General features: G+C 43.9%; 21 protein-coding genes and 1 other annotated feature. Of the genes, 5 read left to right on the top strand and 16 right to left on the bottom strand.

Annotated features, from left to right (window positions below; translation table 11 throughout):
- Positions 1 to 16: 16 nt before the first annotated feature.
- From BLQ53_RS05305 to garR, 3 genes are read right to left on the bottom strand one after another with little or no spacing between them, the layout of a single operon-like run.
- On the bottom strand, positions 17 to 1333 hold the full coding sequence (locus tag BLQ53_RS05305) for a gluconate:H+ symporter (protein WP_093726231.1): 1317 nt from the start codon (positions 1331 to 1333) through the stop codon (positions 17 to 19).
- A gap of 59 nt (positions 1334 to 1392) precedes the next feature.
- Positions 1393 to 2829, bottom strand: a complete 1437-nt coding sequence (locus BLQ53_RS05310) for a four-carbon acid sugar kinase family protein (RefSeq protein WP_093726232.1) — start codon at positions 2827 to 2829, stop codon at positions 1393 to 1395.
- Between the two features lies 1 nt (position 2830).
- On the bottom strand, positions 2831 to 3724 hold the full coding sequence (gene garR / locus BLQ53_RS05315; RefSeq protein WP_093726233.1) for a 2-hydroxy-3-oxopropionate reductase: 894 nt from the start codon (positions 3722 to 3724) through the stop codon (positions 2831 to 2833).
- A 214-nt stretch (positions 3725 to 3938) separates the two neighbouring features.
- Between garR and BLQ53_RS05320 the strand changes: the two genes are divergently transcribed.
- A complete protein-coding gene (locus tag BLQ53_RS05320) occupies positions 3939 to 4559 on the top strand; it encodes a GntR family transcriptional regulator (RefSeq protein WP_093726234.1) in 621 nt (206 codons plus the stop codon).
- A 148-nt stretch (positions 4560 to 4707) separates the two neighbouring features.
- Here the strand turns inward: BLQ53_RS05320 and BLQ53_RS05325 are convergent, their stop codons facing one another.
- Together BLQ53_RS05325 and BLQ53_RS05330 are read right to left on the bottom strand one after the other, a co-directional pair.
- A complete protein-coding gene (locus BLQ53_RS05325; protein WP_093726235.1) occupies positions 4708 to 5163 on the bottom strand; it encodes a hypothetical protein in 456 nt (151 codons plus the stop codon).
- Between the two features lie 60 nt (positions 5164 to 5223).
- The gene (locus BLQ53_RS05330; protein WP_093726236.1) at positions 5224 to 5406 is read right to left on the bottom strand and encodes a nucleotidyltransferase domain-containing protein; all 183 of its coding nucleotides are present in this window, start codon (positions 5404 to 5406) and stop codon (positions 5224 to 5226) included.
- A 62-nt stretch (positions 5407 to 5468) separates the two neighbouring features.
- Positions 5469 to 5684 (top strand) — a binding site (T-box leader).
- A 298-nt stretch (positions 5685 to 5982) separates the two neighbouring features.
- Between BLQ53_RS05330 and thrS the strand changes: the two genes are divergently transcribed.
- A complete protein-coding gene (gene thrS, locus BLQ53_RS05335; RefSeq protein WP_093726237.1) occupies positions 5983 to 7176 on the top strand; it encodes a threonine--tRNA ligase in 1194 nt (397 codons plus the stop codon).
- Positions 7177 to 7211: 35 nt separating this feature from the next.
- On the opposite strand, the gene BLQ53_RS05340 is transcribed toward thrS, so the two are convergent.
- From BLQ53_RS05340 to BLQ53_RS05390, 11 genes are all read right to left on the bottom strand, one after another.
- The gene (locus tag BLQ53_RS05340) at positions 7212 to 7973 is read right to left on the bottom strand and encodes an ABC transporter ATP-binding protein (protein WP_093726238.1); all 762 of its coding nucleotides are present in this window, start codon (positions 7971 to 7973) and stop codon (positions 7212 to 7214) included.
- A complete protein-coding gene (locus BLQ53_RS05345) occupies positions 7970 to 8758 on the bottom strand; it encodes an ABC transporter ATP-binding protein (RefSeq protein ID WP_093726239.1) in 789 nt (262 codons plus the stop codon). The genes BLQ53_RS05340 and BLQ53_RS05345 overlap by 4 nt, the downstream gene beginning before the upstream one ends.
- Positions 8755 to 9597, bottom strand: coding sequence for a nickel transporter permease (gene nikC, locus BLQ53_RS05350; protein ID WP_093726240.1), 843 nt, complete (start codon positions 9595 to 9597; stop codon positions 8755 to 8757). The genes BLQ53_RS05345 and nikC overlap by 4 nt, the downstream gene beginning before the upstream one ends.
- Positions 9598 to 10542 (bottom strand): nickel ABC transporter permease, encoded by a 945-nt coding sequence (gene nikB / locus BLQ53_RS05355; RefSeq protein ID WP_093726241.1) that lies wholly within the window; start codon positions 10540 to 10542, stop codon positions 9598 to 9600.
- Positions 10542 to 12071, bottom strand: coding sequence for a nickel ABC transporter substrate-binding protein (gene nikA, locus BLQ53_RS05360; RefSeq protein ID WP_093726242.1), 1530 nt, complete (start codon positions 12069 to 12071; stop codon positions 10542 to 10544). Before nikA ends, nikB begins: the two co-directional genes overlap by 1 nt.
- Before the next feature lie 118 nt (positions 12072 to 12189).
- The gene (locus BLQ53_RS05365; RefSeq protein ID WP_093726243.1) at positions 12190 to 12744 is read right to left on the bottom strand and encodes a YdhK family protein; all 555 of its coding nucleotides are present in this window, start codon (positions 12742 to 12744) and stop codon (positions 12190 to 12192) included.
- Positions 12745 to 12862: 118 nt separating this feature from the next.
- A complete protein-coding gene (locus tag BLQ53_RS05370) occupies positions 12863 to 14770 on the bottom strand; it encodes an ABC transporter permease (RefSeq protein WP_093726244.1) in 1908 nt (635 codons plus the stop codon).
- Between the two features lie 45 nt (positions 14771 to 14815).
- A complete protein-coding gene (locus BLQ53_RS05375) occupies positions 14816 to 16759 on the bottom strand; it encodes an ABC transporter permease (RefSeq protein WP_093726245.1) in 1944 nt (647 codons plus the stop codon).
- Positions 16749 to 17510 carry an ABC transporter ATP-binding protein gene (locus tag BLQ53_RS05380; RefSeq protein ID WP_093726246.1) on the bottom strand — a complete coding sequence of 254 codons (762 nt, stop codon included), beginning with the start codon at positions 17508 to 17510 and terminating at the stop codon, positions 16749 to 16751. Before BLQ53_RS05380 ends, BLQ53_RS05375 begins: the two co-directional genes overlap by 11 nt.
- A 105-nt stretch (positions 17511 to 17615) precedes the next feature.
- The gene (locus BLQ53_RS05385; protein WP_093726247.1) at positions 17616 to 18617 is read right to left on the bottom strand and encodes a sensor histidine kinase; all 1002 of its coding nucleotides are present in this window, start codon (positions 18615 to 18617) and stop codon (positions 17616 to 17618) included.
- The gene (locus tag BLQ53_RS05390) at positions 18614 to 19306 is read right to left on the bottom strand and encodes a response regulator transcription factor (protein ID WP_093726248.1); all 693 of its coding nucleotides are present in this window, start codon (positions 19304 to 19306) and stop codon (positions 18614 to 18616) included. Before BLQ53_RS05390 ends, BLQ53_RS05385 begins: the two co-directional genes overlap by 4 nt.
- A gap of 135 nt (positions 19307 to 19441) precedes the next feature.
- Between BLQ53_RS05390 and BLQ53_RS05395 the strand changes: the two genes are divergently transcribed.
- From BLQ53_RS05395 to BLQ53_RS05405, 3 genes are all read left to right on the top strand, one after another.
- Entirely contained in the window at positions 19442 to 19957 is a 516-nt protein-coding gene (locus BLQ53_RS05395; RefSeq protein WP_093726410.1) for a hypothetical protein, read from the top strand.
- 370 nt (positions 19958 to 20327) lie between these two features.
- A complete protein-coding gene (locus BLQ53_RS05400; protein ID WP_093726249.1) occupies positions 20328 to 20714 on the top strand; it encodes a hypothetical protein in 387 nt (128 codons plus the stop codon).
- A 79-nt stretch (positions 20715 to 20793) separates the two neighbouring features.
- Positions 20794 to 21801 (top strand): ketoacyl-ACP synthase III, encoded by a 1008-nt coding sequence (locus BLQ53_RS05405; RefSeq protein ID WP_139180845.1) that lies wholly within the window; start codon positions 20794 to 20796, stop codon positions 21799 to 21801.
- Positions 21802 to 21836 lie beyond the last annotated feature (35 nt).

Genomic DNA, 21836 nt, shown 5'->3' on the forward strand with positions numbered 1-21836 from the left:
TTCCTTTCTTAGGCGATTACATAAACAAATCTAATAATAAAATACATAGCAGACCGACAACAGAAATGATTGTAACGCTTACGGACCAGGTTTTAATCGTCTTGCCGATAGACAAATTAAAGTATTCTTTGTAGATCCAAAAACCAGCATCGTTGACATGGGAGAAAGTGATGCTTCCCGCACCTGCAGCCAATGCCATTAATTCCGGACTTGCACCGGCACCGGCCAATGGAGCCGCAATTCCGGCCGCTGTGAGTCCGGCAACAGTTGCCGATCCCAGCGAAACTCGAAGAACAGCCGCAATCAACCATGTTAAAATGATTGGTGAGAATCCTGAACCTTCCATGAAACCTGCAATATACTGATCTACTTCACTATCAATCAAAATCTGCTTAAATGCACCGCCACCCCCGATAATCAAAAGAATCATCGCAATAGAGGCAATCGATTCCGCTATCGTATTCATGACATCTTCAATCGAGCGCCCATTATTCAGACCAAAGGTGAATACGCCCAGGATGACAGCAATCAACAATGCAATAGAGGGATCTCCGATGAATCCGACATACTTCAGTAAACTGGAATCAGGATAGAAGATTTCCATGAATGCATAAATGAACATTAAAATAACCGGGATTAGCGCTGTGAAGATACTGATTCCGAAACCTGGCATTTCATCATCTGCCAGCCGTTTTGAGTTAAATAGTTTCTTAGGAATATCGCTTTGCAGATTTTCCATTTTAAACATACGTGTATAAAGCACACCACCTATAAAGATAGAAGGGATGGCTATGATCAGACCAATCAACAGCATGATGCCGATATTTGCATCAAAGATAACAGCAATCGCAGTCGGTCCGGGATGAGGGGGAACGAATCCGTGCACGGTGATCAATGCCGCTGCAACAGGCATTCCAATATATAAAACCGGTAGATTAGCGCCAATTGCCACTGTGAAGACAAGCGGGATGATGACGATGAATCCGGTTTCATAAAACATAGCAATTCCAACGATAAATGCTGTAACAACTAACGCTGTCTGTACTTTATTTTGACCGAAACGCGCAATCAATGTATCCGCTATACGCTGGGCTCCGCCTGAATCAGCCATCAGTTTTCCAAGCATGGTCCCAAAACCTAATACAAGCGCTAGGTCTCCAAGCGTGGAACCAATTCCATTTTTCACTGACTCAAGGGCTTCAATGGGATGCATCCCTTCCAAAATTCCGACTAACAGTGCCACAATCACAAGCGATATGAAAGCGTTTAATCTAAAGACCGTAATAAGCAGCAAAAGCAGCGCCACTCCGATACATATATATACAATTGGCATAGTGTACCTCCTCGTTTGTTAGGCAGTACATCCCATTACGGGAAAGTACTGCCCTTATGTCAATACGCCAGTTCCTCTACTACTTCTTTCAAGGTAGTGACTTCGCCCACGTTACCCGGGAAGATCACATAAGCGAGGCCCGGGAACCTGCTTTCGTCTCCAGTCACCCATACTGGAATGCCAGGCTTAATCTGCCCTGCCACCGTTGCACGTTTAACCGCCAGGCCATTCACACCGATATCACTGGAGGTGATACCGCCTTTTGCAACAATGAATTTAGGACGTACGCTTAAGGAAGTTACGATATTCGTAACAGCTTTTGAGATTTTCACTGACAGCTGCAATTCTTCCTCTTTTTTGCCCGGACCAAGATCCAATCGTTCCCTCCGGGTATAAACAGCAACTGTGCTTCCCTGTTTGATGAGCGTTTCTGCCTCTTTCAGTACCCGATTGAATTCCTCTCCGAAGGCCTCTTCCTCCAATACTAAATGCGTGTTGAATTCGATAAAATGAAGGGCATCCAATTTCTTTAATTGTTCGAGTTGCTGGGTCGTTTTCTTCACATGGGAACCTACCAACACCAGCCCGCCATTTTCCGCATTCTCTTGAATCAGATCTTTCTTTGATAAGAGCGCGCGGTCAGAAACCCCGCCGATCACTTTGGTCAGCGATGCTGCTGTGCGGAACATGAATTTCTTGCCTGCGTTCATAGCGCGGATGAGGGCAGTCACAGCTATCTGCACATCTACATAATCGAATGCATTTATGACAACCTTATTGAAATCTTCCACCTGCATTAATTGATCTAAAAGCCCATCAATGTCCAGTGCCCGAATTTTATCCAGTGATAGATATGTAACCTTATCTGCCTGATATTTTCCTTCTGTTTTTTCCTCCACCCACTTGCCAAGATGGGAATGTGTAAAGCCAAATGTCCGGTCTTTGGCGAACTCGGTCATACCAGCCGGAATCAAGCTGTTCCCACTTTGAACATAATGGATATTATCAAGCGTATAGCGTCCCCCTTCCTTGAAGAAAGGAAAGATGACCTCTCCATCAAACTTGTCACCGCTTACTTTTTCCACTGTCTGTTTCAGTACTTCTGTTTCCAACGGATAGTGCCCTCTAAGGGTGGAATCCCCGCGGCTAATAATGATAAAATCTTTATCTTCTTCTTTGGCAACCGCCGAGATGACAGATGCGATGTCCTGATGCACTTGCTCTGTTTCTTTCGCAGTAAAAGCCCTGGAATTCGTAAGGATAAAGAACATGCTGTTGGTTTCTTTAAATCCAGCACGAATACTTTCCTCCGTCCAATCGGTATACACGGAAATATCATGAATGGTTTGTACCCCTGTCGGATCATCATCCAATACGATGATTTTCTTATTAAAGGATTGCAGTGCCTCATCCAGCTGCTGCTTTGCTTTTGATTCATCCACTTTTCCAAATTGCTTCAGCTCATCGACGTGACGCTCGGTTTGCTCTGCTATCATGTTACTTCCTCCCTACTTCTACGTGGGCAAGTTTTTCGTAATATTGCACAATGCCACCATGGTCATCCGTTGCTTTTCCATCTGCTTTCAGTGCATGGAAAATCTCAAGCAGCTGACTTGTAAGCGGAAGCGGAACGCCAATACTGTGTGCTGTATCCATTACATTGGCAATATCTTTCAAATTAATATCAATCCTGCCGCCTGGTTTGAAGTTGCGATCAAGGATCAGTGGTACCTTTGCATCCAGAACGGTACTGCCAGCGAGACCGCCTCTGATTGCCTGATACATTTTTTCTATATCGATATTCGCCTTTGCTGCTAGTACAAGTGCCTCAGACATGGCTGCAATATTTAAATTCACTATTATTTGGTTTGCAAGTTTTGCTGTTGCACCGCTGCCATTATCTCCTACCAGGACGGTCTCAGCTCCGACAATGTCAAAGATATGCTTAGTTGCTGCAAAATCCTTTTCTTTTCCCCCTACCATGATTGATAGAGTTCCATCTATAGCTTTTGGCTCTCCTCCGCTGACTGGCGCATCCATCATACGTATGCCTCTCTCCTTCAATGCAGCTGCGATTTCCACGCTGTCGACCGGAGATAGTGAGCTCATATCGATGACAATTGAGTCCGCTTTGGCAAATGAAGCTACACCATTTGCTCCCAAAACGACATCTTTTACATGCTTTGCGCTAGGCAACATCGTAATCACGACATCAGTATTTTCCACTGCTTCCTGGATGGATAGCGCTGGTTTTGCTCCTACTGCTGCCAACTGCTCGACAGCCGTCTTATTGATATCAAAAGCGGTTACATTTTGACCTGCTTTTATTAAATTCAATGCCATCGGTTTCCCCATAATCCCAAGTCCAATAAAGCCTATGTTTGATTTCATGATGATTTGTTCGCCTCCGAAAAAGTATTGAATACGCTTGCATTTTTAATTTAAACACAATTACATTATTTTGTATACAATTTATCTATAAATTGTATACATTCTTTATTTTTTTGCTTTGATTTATAGTGTGTTTGTCTTTTTATCAGGATTTGATATGATGATGGTAAACCCTGCAGATTCAATCCGAATGGGAAACTTAAGGTGGAGAAATATGAAAATGGACAAGAAGAAAGCTGTGCTGCAATCATATGAAATGGTACGGGATAAGATATTGAACGGTCAGCTGCAAAGCGGAGAAAAAATAACAGAAGAAAAATTAGCCGCTGACCTCGGTTTCAGCAGAACGCCAATCCGAGATGCGATCAAAAGATTGGAATACGAAGGCTTAATTATCAATAAAAAAGTAGTAAAACCTACCGATAAAGATTTACGGAATATTTTTCAGGTTCGTATGCTTTTGGAGGGATATAGTGCCCGCTGTGCTGCAATCTATTCTTCCGCAGATCAGCTATCGACACTGGCTGAATGTGTAGAAATAGGTAAATCAGGCTCTTATGATGAGATCATGGATGCCAATGAAAAATTCCATCAAATAATTGTCCAAACCAGCGGTAACGATAGATTAATCGATACCATCAACCGCATGCAGAGTATTATCTATTTATTCCGTAAGACAGTGGTATTTTATAACCGTCCTTTTCTTATTGAGGAGCATGAAGATATTTTTAACGCGATAAGAGACAGACAACCCGAACGAGCGGAAGAATTAATGAAACAACATTTGGAAAAAGATCTCGACTTCTGTCTGCATCTGATCAATAGTCAAAATTAAAAAGGAGAACCGCGGATTAGCGGTTCTCCTTAAATTACTAATGAGGCGTATGGTTTTAGTCTGCATCGCTGGAATAGATACCAATTGCAAAAAAGATTCTTCGTTTCTTAGCTGCGCCATTTCAAACCATTCTACTGACCTCTCTTCCTCAACCCAGATAATAGCCTTCAAATAAACGACCACCGAACGGCTTCAAGCACTCATCTGCTAGCTGAACCATGGCTCGCTTATCATGCAACTGATAAAATGCTGTTAAACTATGTTCAAACCGACTCGCCAATTCCGGATCCAAATCATGGAGCTCCCGGAACATCCATTTGCCGGAACCTATCCAGTGCTTGCTTGTGCGAAGCGTGAAGACTGCCAGGTCATGAACGATGCTGTTAGCTAGAAAATAGGCTTCCCCGTCTTCCTCTTTGTCCAAAAAATCGTCAATCAAGTTCGTGATCATATAGCGGTGGTGCTGTATGATCTGATCACTCCAAGGCAAAGGTCCGGCGGCGAGAACCCGTCTCGCTTGAGCTTGCATCTCATCAACAGCAGGAGATGCTTTCAAGACAATAGCTTCACTCGCCATTCTTGGTAAGGATGGAATTCCACGCATTGCATCACTGCTAAAGAAATCGATATACGCATCACCTGTATAGACGAACGCCTCGACCGGTCAGTCACGGAAACGAACTGATCTCCTATAGGCGCTATTCTTGCCTGCATACAGTATGATGATATCTAAATCGGATGTCGCGGTAGCCTCGTCTCTGGCACAACTTCCCGCAAGCAAAGCGCCATCACAATCAGGATGGGCAGTGTCAATATAGTCTTTTGCCGCCTCAATCGGCTTCTTCATAAAAATTCCTCATTTCCGTTTGACGTCTGTATCCAGTATCTGTATAATGAGCATACAACAAAACAGAAGCATTGATAAGGACAAGATGCACGCGCCTCTTTCTTTCAGAGAGTGAAGGAATTGCTGGAACCTTCACAGAAAAGCAGATGCATTACCACCTTGGAGCTATTACGGGGAAACTCAAGTATCCGTAATCGGGAAGACCGTTATCGCAATTTGGAGCATCAGCAACGCGCTGATGGAATTAGGGTGGAACCACGACCGCAATCGTCCCTTCACGGGATGACTGCGGTCTTTTTGTTTACAATTTTATAGCGAAAAAGCGATGCGAAGGACATGATTCAAATCCTCCCTCTCCTGACAGAAAGCAGGGTCACCGGCTGAGAGCCCTGCAGGAGAACGATTTGAATTACCACCTTCAAGCTATAGCGGGGAACTAGCAGTATCCGCTATCGGTAAAACCGTTATCACGAATGAAGCGCCAAAAATTGGCGGAAATTTGGGTGGAACCACGACCATAATCGTCCCGATCACGGGAGGATTGTGGTCTTTTTTATATTCAAAGGAGGAATTATCATGAACAAACAAGCAGAAGCAGAAAAACGGAACCATCGTAAACTAGGTCAGCAGCTCGAGTTATTCCTGAGCATGGAAGAAGCACCAGGCATGCCTTTTTTCTTGCCAAAGGGAATGGTCCTGCGCAATAAACTGGAGGAACTGTGGAAAGAAAAACATGCGCAAGCTGGATACGATGAAATCAAGACACCAATCATGATGAAGCAGCAGCTTTGGGAGCAGTCCGGCCACTGGGATCACTATCACGAAAATATGTATTTCTCAGAAGTGGATAATCAGCGCTATGCCATCAAACCGATGAGCTGCCCTGGTGCTGTGCTGATTTATAACAGCAAGCTCCGCAGCTATCGGGACTTGCCTATGCGTTATGCCGAATTGGGGCTGGTGCACCGCCATGAATTGTCCGGCTCACTCAACGGGCTGCTTCGAGTCAGATCATTCACACAAGACGATGCGCATCTGTTCGTCCGTGAAGATCAAATTGAACAAGAAGTGGAAAAAGTCCTTCATTTGATTGATGACTTCTACAGCCTATTCGGCTTCTCTTATGAAGTGGAGCTCTCCACTCGTCCAGAAGACTTCATGGGCTCACCTGCTGTTTGGGATAAAGCCGAAGCAGCCCTGGAGAATGTACTTAAACGACAAGGCACTGCTTATAAAGTGAACGCCGGGGATGGTGCATTTTATGGACCGAAAATCGATTTCCACATTCTCGACAGCCTTGGACGCAGCTGGCAGTGCGGCACGGTGCAGCTTGATTTTCAGATGCCGGAAAAATTCGACTGCAGCTATATTGATCAAGAGAACAGCCGCAAACAGCCGATCATGATCCATCGTGCCATCTACGGTTCCATCGAACGCTTCATGGCCATACTCATCGAGCATTATGCTGGAGATTTCCCGTTCTGGTTGGCACCTGTCCAAGCAAGTATCTTACCAATCAGTGATGCACATGCGGATTATGCCAGGGCCGTTGGCGAGGAACTTCAAAAGGCAGGCTATCGGGTATCCGTTGATGACCGCTCGGAGAAAATCGGATTGAAAATACGGGAAGGGTCACAGCAGAAAGTTCCTTATCTGCTAATCGTCGGAGATAACGAGATGCAAAACAAGACAGTTGCTGTCCGGAAGCGGCCGGAGGGTAATCTTGGGGAGATGTCTTTGGAGAATTTGATTGAACAGTTTGAAGCATAAGAAAAAGCGGATGCTCTTCACCAAGGAGTATCCGCTTAAAATATGCTAATCAATTCCTTTGTATAATCATGCCGGCTATTATCATAAATGTTATCTCTCTGAAATACATCCAGTATTTCGCCATCTTTCATTACAGCAATACGCTGACACAGCTGATGGACAGCAGCCAGGTCATGGGAGATGAACAGATATGACATACCGAGTGTTTCCTGGAGGGAAGCAAGAAGCTCTAATATTGCTCCCTGTGAAAGGACGTCAAGGCTTGCTGTTGGTTCATCCAGAACGATTAGCTTAGGCTCTATGCTGATGGCACGCGCAATCGTCACACGCTGTTTTTGACCGCCGCTCAGTTCATGCGGATAACGATCACCAAGCTCCTTCGGCAGTTCCACTGTTTCGAGCAGCTGCTCGACAAAAGCTTGTTTGGAAGAGAAGTGGAAATGCTCTAACTGAAGCTCATCCTGAAATTGCAAAAACGGATCCAGCAGTGAATCTTTGATTTTCAACTTCGGATTCAAGGCAGCAGTTGGATTTTGGAAGACTGTCTGCACGTTCCGGCGATAGTCTCTTAGAGCTTTCCGACTGGCATTCGCAAGAGATCTCTCATTGTATATGATAGAGCCGCCATCAACCTTCTCCACGCCTAACAAACAACGAGCCAGTGTACTTTTGCCGCATCCGCTTTCTCCTACCAAACCTAAGCTTTCACCCTTGGCAATGGAAAGAGACACATCATTGACTGCCAGTTTGCCAGGATGATAGCTTTTTTTCAGATTATTGATTTCGATAACGGTCATGACTTGCTTACCTCCCTGACGCGCAAGGGCAATGTCGGGGCAGCTTGGATCAGCTGCTTCGTATACGCATGTTCCGGCTGGTGGATGAGCTTTTGCTTTGTTCCGACTTCAATGATTTTCCCATCTTTCATAACCGCAATCTTATCAGAATAACGAACAACATGGCGCCAATCATGTGTAATGAATAGGATCGCACAGCCTGTCTTCTGCTGAAGCTCCTGCAGCAAGGACAGTATTCTGTGCGCAGATACACTATCAAGTGCAGTTGTTGCTTCATCGGCAACCAGAATATCAGGTTCCAAGAGAAGTGCAAGCGCTATAGATGCACGCTGCAGCTGGCCACCGCTCAGCTGGAATGGATACCGCTTAACAAAGCCGGCGTCCAGGCCAACCGATTCCAATGCCTCTTTTGCCATACTGTTACGCTTTTGCTTTTCTTTTACACCATGTGTTTGCAAATACTCATCCATATGCTGCTGGATTGTCAGAAATGGCGTGAAAGAGCCGTGGTAGTCCTGGAAAATATAACTGATCGCCTTTCCTCGAAGCTGATTCATTTCCGTTTTTGAACACGCAAGGATATTGCTCTCTTGGTAGTTCACACTACCAGAAGCTCTTAAATTAGGTCCGAGCAGCTGACCAATCGCTTGTGACAGCATCGTTTTCCCGCTGCCGCTTTGACCTACGAGGGCAAACCATTCGCCTTTATCGATTGTTAGACTTACATGATCGACAATCGTTTTCTCCCCATGCGATACGGTTAGATCTTTGATCGATAAAATCATGGCTGCACCTCCTTTTTCACATCGAATTTATCCCGTAAATAGTCACCAAGGACATTTGCCACTAACACGACCACAACGATTGCCAGTCCAGGATAAACCATCATCTCCGGATTTGCTTGGAAGTAAGGTCTGGATTCATTCAGCATGGCTCCCCACTCTGGTGTTGGCGGCTGTGCCCCAAGACCGATATAAGAAAGCGAAGAAATGAGCAAAATGATCTTACCAAAATCCAAACTGGCCAGAACGAGGACATTTCCGATAATATGCGGCAGCAAATGTCTGCGCATGATCGTAAATGTAGAAAGACCATTGATTCTGGCAATGGTGATATAGTCTTTTTGTACTTCCGTCAGCACTGTACTGCGTACCATCCGGGCATAGTTGACCCATTTCACAAGAACGATGGCAAACAGCAAATTCCCGATACCTGGTCCCAGAAGGCCGCTTAGTACAATGGCAATCACTGTATCCGGGAAAGCAAGGAAGCCATCAGCAATTCGCATGAATACCCGATCAAGCCATCCTCCTCTCAACCCAGCAAGCAGACCGAACGGTACACCGATGATAACTGCTGCTGCCAAAGCAATCAAACTGTAGCCGACAGTCAGACGGAATCCGAGCAAAAGCCGCGTCAGCACATCCCGTCCCAAATGATCCGTCCCCATCGGGTGTTCCCATGACGGAGATGCTAATCGGTTCCCGACATCTGTCATCGTGGCATCGTGCTTCAAGTAAAGAAACGTGTATGCCACCACTGCCAATAACAGGACCAAAAGCGCACTGATCAGCCAGATCTTGGTTTTCTTTATTTTTTTAGGGGAAAGAGCTATGACACTCATCTAGCTGAGCTTCCTTTCTTTTAATCGGAGTTCAGGATTTACATAGCGATATGATAGATCCACTAATGTATTCACCACAAAGACGATAGCCGCCATCAGGACGATATAGCCTTGAATCAGCGGATAATCACGCTGGCGGATAGAGTCAACGACGAGCTTTCCTACACCAGGATAAGCAAATAATACTTCCACCACGACGACACCGCCAATCAAGCTGCCCAAGCTGACACCGAATACGGTGATGACAGGCGGCAAGCTATACCGGAAAGCATGCGAGAAGAAAATGCGCCTTTCCGATATGCCGCGCGCTCTCGCGGCACGGACAAACTCCTGACCTAAAGAGTCCAGCAGACTGGAACGGAGCAGCCGCACATAAACACCCGCGATGGCAAGTCCCAATGTCACGGCTGGCAGCACAAGGGACAGCAAACTGTCACGTCCCATTGTCGGGAACCAGCTCAGCCTCACCGCAAACATATCAATCAAGATAAGCCCAAGCCAAAAGCTTGGAACTGCTGCACCGATGATGGAAAAATAACGGCTGATATGGTCGATCCAGCTATCCTTATACAGAGCAGAAAGGGAGCCCAAAGGAATCGCGACCAGCAGCATGACGATCAAGGAACCAATGGTCAGCTCCAATGTAGCCGGAAGTCCAGTCAGCAGCATCTCCAAAACCGGCTGACTCGTAATATAGGAGTTGCCAAAGTCAAGTTGAATGAAATCCAACAGCCACTTCCCATATTGAACAAGTAATGGATCATTGAAACCCATATCCTCCCTCAGTGCATCCACCTGCTCCTGGCTTACATTCAGTTCATCCACATTCAGGATGGTAAGTGCCGGATCACCTGGTGCAAGGCGAAGGAAAAGGAAACTGAAGAAAGTGACGAATAAAACAAACAGCACAACCTCCAGCAATCGTCTCCCAATAATACGAACCATCACTTCACATCCAATTGATTTGTAATCATGTAGTACTCACTTCTTGTTGTAACCCAGTTCTTCACTTTCGTTTCATCGTAAGCAACGAGCGTGTCTGGATAAATCACGAATGAATTGATTTGATTTTCATCCACAAAGTTGGCAGCCGCTTCGGCCAGTTCTGCACGCTTATCTGTTTCTACTGTTACATTTAATTCATCGATGATCTTCGTCAGCTCTGGTTCATCTGCACCGCTGAAATTCAAAGCCCCATTTGGATGATACGTGGCATTCAAGTAATAGCCTGCATCCCCGCGAGGTGCCGTCAGGTTACTATAAGTGGCCAGATCCCAATCCCGATTTGCTGCCATGTATTCTTCTGGAATCTCGATTTGACGCAGTTCTACGTCAATGCCCAGTTTCTTCGCATCGGATTGGAAGATCTGTGCAATCAATGGGAGATCGGCCCTAGCGGAATAAGTCAGCATCGTAAGTTCAAGCGGCTTTCCGTCTTTTTGCATCTTGCCGTCCACTAGGGAATAGCCAGCTTTTTCAAGATATTTCTTTGCTACATCTTCTCCGGTTTCATGTTCACTGTAACTTGGCGCAAATGGCAAGGATTCCGGGAACGGACCTTTTGCCGGCTCCGCATATCCTAGCAACACGGAATCTGCAATTTCTTCACGATCGATCAAGGCATCCAATGCCTGGCGAACATTCACATCCTTAAGAGCTTCCCGCTCCATATTCATCGTCAGCTGGTGCACACGGAAGGTTTCCGTCGATTCAACCTTCACACCATCCTTAGCTTCCAAACTCTCAATGCTTTCCGTTTCCGGACGGAATACAACATCCGCATTGCCAGATTCCAATGCCAAGGAGCGCGCATTCGCATCTTCGTTAAAGGAGAATGTCACAGAATCAAGTTTTGCTTTTTCATCCCAATAATCCTCATTCCGAACAAGCTCTAATTTGCTGCCAGGCGTGAAGGATTCCAGTTTGAAAGGGCCTGTCCCAATCGGGTTATTCACAAAGTCGCCTGCTTCCACATCAATGATGGATACATTTGGGTTTACAAGTTCTGATACGAATTCAGGAAATGCCTGTGTATTCGTGATCTGCAACGTCCTATCATCTGTTGCTTCGATAGAATCAATTTTCAAGGCGTTCTGGATGGCTACATTATCCTTCAAGGATCTCTCCAATGATGCTTTCACCGCTTCTGCGTCCATCGGTTCACCATTCTGGAAGTTGATCCCTTCGCGAAGCTTGATCGTCCATTCCCTTCCTTCATTCGTGCCTTCCCAGCTCTCAGCCAGCCACGGTTCGATCGTTAACGTTTCTTCATTCAAACGCACCAATGTTTCTGTCATACCGGCACGCAAAGGTACATAGCTGGAATCCACATTCGGATCCAAGGAATTCGTCGCGAAATTATAAACGAAGGTCAGATGCTTCTTGTCCCCTTCCGAACCGGCATTATTCGTACATGCTGCAAGCAGCAAGATTAGTAGTGCTACCCCCGTAGTCTTTAATAAAAACTTTCTCATCCGTATTCCTCCTTCAGCCTCTATATATATGTATTAAATTTCGTAATGATTACGTTTTGTATGTTATCGTAACGATTACGTTTTGTAAAGTAAATTTTTTCAAAAAAAAATAGCCCCGTTAATCGGAGCTATCTTCCGTAGGTGCCAACTCGTCCTCGGTCAGCCACTTATGGTTCTTTACTTCTTCCCCTGTAGCAGTCGACTTGTAATCCACCATATACACGGTCGTATCTTCCACTTTTTCTACAATTGCTGTGGCACCTTTCATTCCTTCCATATGATCGGCCTCAAGCGTCGCCTCGATTCCGGGCTCAAGCGGCTGCTCATCCGCTTCCTTCAGCTCTTCCTGGATGACCCAGCGATGGTGATCAACATGCTTGCCACCATTCGTTGGTGTATATGTGACTTCATAAGCATACGTATCAAATGCACCGATAATGGTTGCCTCTGCACCTTTCATTCCTTCCATATGATCGGCTTGGATGATTGCTTTGCTCCCAGGCGGGAACTTCGGACCCTCTGCTTCCTTAAGGCCCTCCGGTAATTCTCCCGATTCATCATGCTGCATATGTTCCATTTCATTGGCACCTTGGCTATCTTGCGTTTGCTGTTCGTCATTGCCGCATGCGCTGAGTATGAAAATTGCCCCAAGCAGAATCATCAATATTTTCATTTGATTATCCTCCTTTTCTAGCACTAGTATGTATCACATTCCCTTTACCCTATACCCTTTCAAATACGCAGAAAACGCAGCAATGCTGACACACAAAAAGGACAGTCTGCTGACTGCCCTAGAGGGATCTTGTAATGACCTGCTTGTAATAAATCACAGACAGAGCACCAAATATGGAATATAGCAGTGTATAAACAACCATTACAGCCAGCATCGGAATCCATAGAGATGAACCGAACCAAAACCAGCCAGACTTCACAGCGAAATAACTATGTGACAAGCCAATCAGTAATGGGATGCCAAAGTTGAAAAGCTGTTTATGTACGATGCCTTTTCTTAGATCCGTTTTGGTATAGCCTATCTTGCGGAGAGCGGTGTAAGTTTGCTGTTCGCTGTCACCTTCATCCATCTGCTTGATATACAAAATGCTGCCAGATGTAAGGAGGAATGCCAGACCAAGGAATCCGACGATGAACAAATACAGTCCCATCTGCATCTTCTGCTGAGTCTCTGATAACTCTTTTGAAACAGCGTTGTCCTCAAATTGCTGCTTCTGGAATAACCGAGCAGCACCCACTTTATCCCTATCATCCTGTACAATTATTTTAATAAAGGATTGTGATATGACAGAAGGAAGCTCTTGCAGCTGCCTATAATCCGCTTCATTTAAAATGCCAATTGGAGCACCAAAGGAGAGGAATGAAGGTACTTGGTAAGTGTCATGAATGTCTACCAATTCCAGGGTACGTTCGGCTTCTCCTAAAAAGTGCACCTCTCCGGGCTGGAACTTCAACGAGCGCTTTAATCGATCACTTTGACCTGTTAGTACCATCTGTCCACCCGACAGATCCATGCCTACTTGACTATCTGGTATAACCAAGAACTGCTGCTCCGCTGTAATACCTGCACCCTTCGCAAGTATACCAGTCAAATCTGCACTCAGCTCTAGTGTTGACGTTTCCTTTGTCTGTACCTGAATGCCTGATTCGTTAAGCACATGTTCAAATGTATTGGCATCCTCCTTTGCGAGAAAGACAAAGTCTGCTCCGGCAGTCAGCGCATCTCCATCCTTGCCTACAGAATAGTACGTAATATAACCCAGCGATAGAAATCCGATTGCCAGTGCAGACACTGTGGTGATGACAGTGAGCAAGAAAGCATTTGTCCGCATCCGGAACATGATGCTCCCTAATGAAAGTACCTGCTTAATTGAAAGATACCCACCCTTACGTTTACGAAAAAGCACCAGGAGGAACGTAACGGACCCTTTAAAGAAAAGATATGTACCGGCAATACAGGATGTCAGGATGATCAGCATCTGCACCATCAACTCATTCGTAGCATCAAAGTCACCGCTGAACAGCCTTGTAGACAAATAGTATCCGAATAAGATAAAGAGCATTCCAGCTATACCGATTATCATTTGCCACCAGGTAATGCGCTTCCCAGCCGTTTCGGAAGTATCTCGTACAAGAAAAAGAGAAAGCAAGGTCTGCCTCTTTATCTGGAAACTAGTTATGATCATCAATAATAAGTAGAGTAAACTGAATACAAGAATGGTCCATCTTAACGCCAAAGTGGAAAAATTCAGTTCCGCAATGGTTTCAAGCCCTGTCAATTTGTAGAGAATCATTGTGAGCAGTTTGGATTCCAAATACCCTGCAAAGACCCCCAAAAGTAAACTCCCCAAATATAAAATTGCATTTTCTATGGCCAGCATAAAAGCTATCCTGCGCTTTGCCATTCCGACCAACTGGTACAAACCGATTTCCTTCGATCTGCGATTGATTAAAAGTCGATTGGCATAGATAAGAAAAACGGCTACAATCCACAACAGCATAATGGAGGCTACCTTTATTGCTGCACTGACTTTTATCGAATCTTCGATTGAGCCCATAGAAGCATCAAACTGCAGTGTCAGAAATGCAAAATACAGTCCAACGCTGAATACAAGAGCAAAAAAATAAAGTCCATAGTGGCGTATATTTCTTTTTGTATTGCGATAGATCAATTGGTAGATCGACATATTACTTGCCTCCAAGTAATAAGGGCCGCTAAGCAGCCCCATAGTTTAAAGCGATTGTTTGATTACCTTGTTGTAGTGGACAACTGATAGTATGCCAAAGATCGAATACAGGATTGTATAGATCACCATCACGACAATCATCGGTGTCAGCATGACCGAGCCAAACAAGAACCAGCCGGATTGGACAGCGAAGTAGCTGTGCAAGAGTCCAATGACAAGCGGGATACCGAAGTTGAATAGCTGTTTGCGCTGGATACCGCGTCGAAGATCAGCCGTTGTGAAGCCTAGTTTACGGAGAATTGTATAATTCGGTTTCTCACTTTCCGCTTCATCCATCTGCTTAAAGTAAAGGATACAGCCAGATGTGATCAAGAATGTCAGGCCTAGGAATCCTACGATAAACAACGCCAAGCCCATCGTCGATTTCTGTTCTTTAGCAACGTCGATTCTGGATGCGCTGTCATCCTTTGCTTCTAAATTTAAATCATTAAATATATCATTTGCCTTTTCCAATTGGTCATCATCTTCGATTGTATAACCGAAATACCAGTGATAGCCTTGATTCAGATCTGGATTGATATCCTGCTTCAGCTCCTGGAATAGGGTATCGTCGACTATCATTGTCGGCAAACCACCCATGGTGTAATAGTTGGAAATCTGATATTCATCCTCCAAGCCGGTATAATACAGTTTTGTTTCCTTTTCCTGACCATGGACAACCACGTCGCCTTTGTCCTTCAGAGACATGAAACGCTGAAGCAGCTCATTATAACCCGTCATTTTAAGCTCATCCGGAGCTACATCCAATCCTGCTACCTTCTCGCTGATCACAGCTGTATCCATCATAGAGGAATCAAAGTTCAAATCCAGCTCGGTTTGCAAGATGTTTTCAATATTAAGCTGTACGGTGTACACTTCTGCCTCGTCTTCTGTATAAGCGATATTATTATCATCCATTGCCTGACGGAAGGCTTCGGCATCTTTTTCTGTCAATAAAGAGAAATCTGCACCACCTGTATGGTTATAAGCCATTTTATCAGCGGAGTAGAACGTGATATAACTCAAGGAAAGCAGTCCGATGGCTAACGCAGATACTGTCGTGATGATAGTCAGCAGCGTGGCACTGGACTTCATCCGGAACATAATGGAGGACAGAGACAGAACCTGCTTGATGTTCAAATAGCCTCCTTTTTGCTTCCGGACAAGGCTCACCAAAAAGGCGACAGAACCTTTATAGAACAAGTATGTTCCCAGAATGACAGAAAACAAGATAAAGAACATGACTAGGAATAATTCCTTCATCGATGTAAAATCACCATCAAATAATTTTCCTGACACAATATAACCCACTGCAATCAATGCAATCCCAAAAATACCGATGATAACTTGAAAGACTGATAGCTTCCGTGCTGTCATTTCTGTTTTTGATTTCACGTGAAACAATGAAAGAATTGTCTGGCGTTTGATGAAGAGTATATTCATCAACATGATCAGCACATAGATGCATAGAAATACGATTAGAGTTTGCAGCAAAGCCCTCGAGGAAAAGGTTAAAGAAGCGATCCCGTCCACACCAGTAGCCTTAAACAGAACCATGATTAAAAGCTTCGAACCGATAAACCCTAAAGTGATTCCGAAAATGAGGCTGCCGAAATAAAGAATGGCGTTTTCTGCACTCAATATATTGAAAATCTTATTTTTTGTCATACCAATCAGCTGTAACAAACCAATTTCCTTGCTGCGCTGTTTGATAAAAATGGTATTAGCATACAGCAAGAATACAGCAACGATAAAGAGAAGAAGTACAGAAGCAGTGGCGATCCCCGCCCCACCTTTTACCGAGCCTTCCACCGGATCCATCGCCTTGTCATATTGCAAGGTGACAAAGGCAAAGTACAAACCGGAACTGAAAATCAGGGCAAACACATAAAGATAATAGTTACGCAGGTTTTTCTTCAGATTTCTGAATATCAGACTATTAATGCTCATTTTGCACCCCGCTGAGTACACCTTGTGTGGACATGATGTCTTTGAAGAAGGCTTGGCGCTCCTGCTGACCTTTGTTCAGCTGTGTATAAATCTGACCGTCCTTGATGAAGATGACGCGGCTGCAATAGCTGGCTGCGGCTGGGTCATGTGTGACCATAACGATCGTTGCTTTTCGATTTGCATTCAATGAACCGAGCTTGTTCAACAGATCGGATGCCGATTTTGAATCAAGTGCACCCGTCGGCTCATCTGCGAAAATGATGCTTGGCTCATGGATGAATGCACGAGCTGCAGATGTCCGCTGCTTTTGACCACCGGAGATTTCACTTGGATATTTGTTCTGCAATTCCATAATACCGAGCTGATTAGCTACTTCCTCAAATTTGCGATCTGCCTCTTTCTTTGGCACTTTTTTGATAGACAACGGAAGCAATATATTCTCCTTCACTGTAAGCGTATCAAGCAGATTATAGTCTTGGAATACGAATCCAAGATGATTTTTACGAAATTCAGCAAGCTGCTTCTCTTTCATGTTTGTAATCTCGTTGTTTTGGATCAGGATCGTTCCGCCGCTTGCACGGTCAATGGAAGAGAGGACGTTCAGCAATGTCGTCTTACCAGATCCGGATGAACCCATGATGCCGACGAATTCTCCTTCCTCGATACTAAGGTCGACACCCCGAAGTACTTCCTGTTTATTGAATTTATTCCCGTAATTCTTTTGGACTCTTGTCGCTTCTAGAATACCCATCTTTTCGCACCTCTTTATGTGATTTGTTACCTCAAGTATACGGATGCCCTAGCATATGCTCCTGCTTTTCAGCTAACAAACGAGCAAAAGCGTGTGACAATCCTGTCACACGCCAGTCATTCCGACCATATCGTTTCGTTTCGGGAAAGTAAGTGTAAAGCATGTACCTTTTCCCAGATGAGAAGATACATCCACTTTGATCCGAAGCGGTTTTGCTGCTTTCTTGGTCAGATAGAGGCCCATACCGGTGGCAGCCTTATCATGCTGGATAGTGGAAGTAAAACCCTGATCAAAAATACGCGGCAAGTCTTTTGCATCAATTCCGATGCCTTGATCCTGGATACTGATTCGCACATGACCATTGATTTTCTCACTTCCAATATGGATGTCGCTGTTTTCACTGTACTTGACTGCATTTGATAACAGCTGACGCAAGATGAATGTGAGCCATTTCGTATCACTCAGCACCACATCTTCCTCCAAGTCCAAATCGAACCCGATCCCCTTCTGCATACACCATGAGCGCAAGGTGCGTATCTCCTGGCTGATGACAGCATGCAAATCAATCTTTTCTATAAATAAGTCATTTTCTATAAAGGTGATACGCTTTTGATGAATCTGCGTGTCCAACAGCATGTGTACACGCAACCATTCATACGTTAGCTGTTGTTTCAATGCTGCATCCTCGATACGTTCGATGATCAGCTGCATCGCAGTCAACGGTGTTTTCACTTCATGAATCCAGGAAAGCAGTTCGTCCTTCTCCCGTTCCAATGACTCCTGACGATCAGTGGAAGTCTTATTTAAGAAGTTTACTTGTTCTTGAAGGCTATCATGGATGATGTACTCATAAGTTCGGTCTGGTTCAGGCAATGTTGACGCGTCCAGACTTTTCTCCCAATCTTTCAATCCGCGATAATAACGTGTTTCACGATGGTAACGGATGAACAGGAAGACCACGAGCAACAACCAGAAAAGCAATAATATGTACAAGATAGAATTGAACGGAATTGTCGTATCCACATAAGCCACTAATAACAGCAATAAGGAGAGCAGGACGAACATACCAATCCAGCTCACTTTATCCCGAAGAAATTGCCCAATCATAACTTATCTGCCGCCTCCAGCGCACAATACCCTTGTCCTACTTTCGTTTCAATTTGCTGCCCCAAGCCGATATCATCCAGTTTCTTTCGGAGTCGATTCACATTAACGGTCAATGTATTATCACTGATGAAACGCTCATCATCCCATAGACTCGTAATCAATTTCTCCCGAGAGACAATCTTGTTTTTCTGCTCAACCAGAAGCTTTAAAATAAACATCTCGTTCTTCGTTAATTCTACTTTGCCCGCATCATTTTCCACTTCGTTTTTCTCGAAATCGACTGTCGCACCATTCCACGTCTTCAGCTTGACGGTATCGGTACTATAATTGTACACGCGGCGTAAGATAGCCTGGATTTTTGCGATAAGAACTTCAAAATGGAATGGTTTTTGGACAAAATCATCTCCGCCGAGCTGCATCGCCATGACCATGTCCATTGGATGGTCCCTAGAGGACAGGAAGATGATCGGCACATTGGAATGCGCCCGTATCATGCGGCACCAATGGAAGCCATCATAACTTGGCAGTTGGATATCAATCAGTACCAGGTCCGGCTGTACTGACGAGAATTTTTCCATCACCTGGCCAAAATCATCTATACCATGCACTTCATAAGACCATTGCGTCAACCGCGTCTGAATTTCTTCAAAGAGACTTTTATCGTCCTCGATCAATAGTATTTTAAACACGTTCGTCACCTCATTTGTCTTCCATAAAATTGTAACGAATACCCAATGTTTTTACTAGCACCCTTTGGTAAAGATTGTTTCTATATCTGGCTTGTGCTAGAGTTTTCTCATATAAACAAAGCGAGGTCCTGTATGATGTTTGATCCTACTATATTCGATAACTTGAAAGTGGCTTTCGAGAATCAGCTATATGATTTGGATAATCTGGACAATGAGATTGCCATTGTCTCCCGTCACGACCGGATGGAAATGGCTGCAATGTCACGTGAATTCCGGCTCGGTTTCACCTTGCAAGAAAACGCGGCAGTGACCGCTGAAATCTGTCTGGAGGCATCTCTTTGTGATTTAGCTGATGAGATCATGGAAATACCGGATAAAAATCCTGGCTGTACATTGCGTCTTTTCTTCTATTTAACAGTAGAGGATCCCGAAACGGAGTGTCCTGTCATCGAATCCATCCTGACGCAAATATGGACTCCGCCAACCCGCCCGGAACAAACGCTGCAGTTTGTATACGATAAACAGCAAAAGCATTACCAAAATACAGTGGAAGTACGTTTTGATCGGAAAATCAATGAGAATCAAATGGAGGATCTGCCGAATCTGATTGATCATATTCTCGATTCATTGGAGGCTCTTACAATGGAATAAGAAGGCTGCAAATGATACGGAGGAGAGAGCATTAATGATTCAACGATTCTTTCCATACATGCAGGATGACTGCGGGGAAAGTTAACAGGTGGCATTTAAATTCCCGCTTGCAATGGTATTATCCATCATCTGCTTTAACCATGCGAACGGTAAGCAGGAGTCCTTTTTAGGATTGCAAGATTAAGCAGTGGTTCATATACTTCTAATTTAAGGTACAGAGGGCATCTCTGTACTTTTTTTTGACCCTAAGAGGTGAAAAATGGATGATGAAGGAATATTTAGTCAAAAATTTACCAAAACTGACTTACTTTAACAGATTGTAATGATATAATTTTTGTATACATGCACCTCTACTAAGGAGAGATTAATTATGGCAGTTATTCATGAAAGCGACATTTTACAAATTAAGAAGGATGATGAAAATAACGCTTTGGTTATTAAATTTTCTGGTTTTGCTCAGAAAGATAAAGCCGGTTCGTTTGTTTCCATTTACCAGGATGCAGTATCAAAGGTAACTCCTTCAACGATTAATCTGATTATTGACTCGACAGAATTAAAAACATTCCATCAAGAGATTCTTCCGGTATTGACTAAGAGCTACGAACTATACATGAGTAGCGGTTTCAAGAAAGTAATAATGGTAAATCCAAAAGATATTGCCGCTAAAATGCAGTTGGCTAGAGTTGCTAGATCCGCTCAGTTCAATGGCGTGTTTGTAGACTCAATCGATGAAGCGTACTCACTATCAGAACAGTAATCATATCTTAAGCGGATAGTAAGAAACAGATAGACTACTTTAAGGGGTAGTCTATTTGACTGTAAGGGAGCATACAAAAATGCAACAAAGTGTAATCATCAAAGAAATCGGCGTTTATCATCCAAAAAGAAAAATAAACAATGAAGTATATATAGAGCACTTTAAATCATTAGGTCAAGACGAAGAGAAAGTAAGGAACTTCCTAAAAGATATTGGAAGAGAAAATCGTTACATCTCCGAAGAAGGGGAAACAACACTATCAATGGGTGTGGAAGCAACAAAAAAAGCCCTCGAAAAAGCCAATCTATCAGGAGAAGATTTAGATATTATCGTATTTTCTTCTGGAACCCCAGAATATTTGTTCCCGCCAAACGCTTTAATCATCCATAATGAGATACAGGGGAAACGTGAAGCAGTGGTATATGATGCTAATTCAGCCTGTGTAGGCATGGTTGTTTCTGTGGATCAAGTTTCCAAAGCGCTACTGGCCAATCCAGATTCTAAATATGCACTTATTGTTGGAGCAGAAAGAATGTATCATTATGCTGAAAAAAACGATCCATTTACATATGGCGGTTTTGGTGATGCTTCATGTGCGATTATCTTGGAGAAAGTCAATGTAGAGGATGTTGGTGTCTTGGATGCCTCTTATAATACCGAATCACAATACTACAAAGAAATGGTATTTCCCGCATGCGGACTATCAAATATCCTTGATGAGGATGTTCCTAATGATGACAAGCTATTTAAGTGGGGAAAACTTCATTCCGGCCCACTATTTGATTATGCTCCGACGCAAATCACTGATTTATTAGAAAAACATAATATCAATCTATCAGATGTAAAACAATATTTATGTACGCAGGTTTCTATTAGAGCAATGGAAAAAATGATGAATTCCCTCGAGGAAAACGAATTTGATAAGTTCTATATCATTGGTGATACATACGGTTATACCGGAACAAGCAGCCCTTTTATTGCTTTAAATGAAGCAGTGGAAAGCGGAAAAGTGACCAGAGGTGACTACATTGTGTTTTGGTCTATCGGAGCAGGTTACACCGCTTGCGCTTTATTAATGAAGTACTAAACCAATAACAAAATGCATTTACTATAAAAGCAATT

It is taken from the genome of Terribacillus halophilus (assembly GCF_900101385.1).
In the GTDB taxonomy this organism is placed as follows: Bacteria; Bacillota; Bacilli; order Bacillales; family Amphibacillaceae; genus Terribacillus; species Terribacillus halophilus.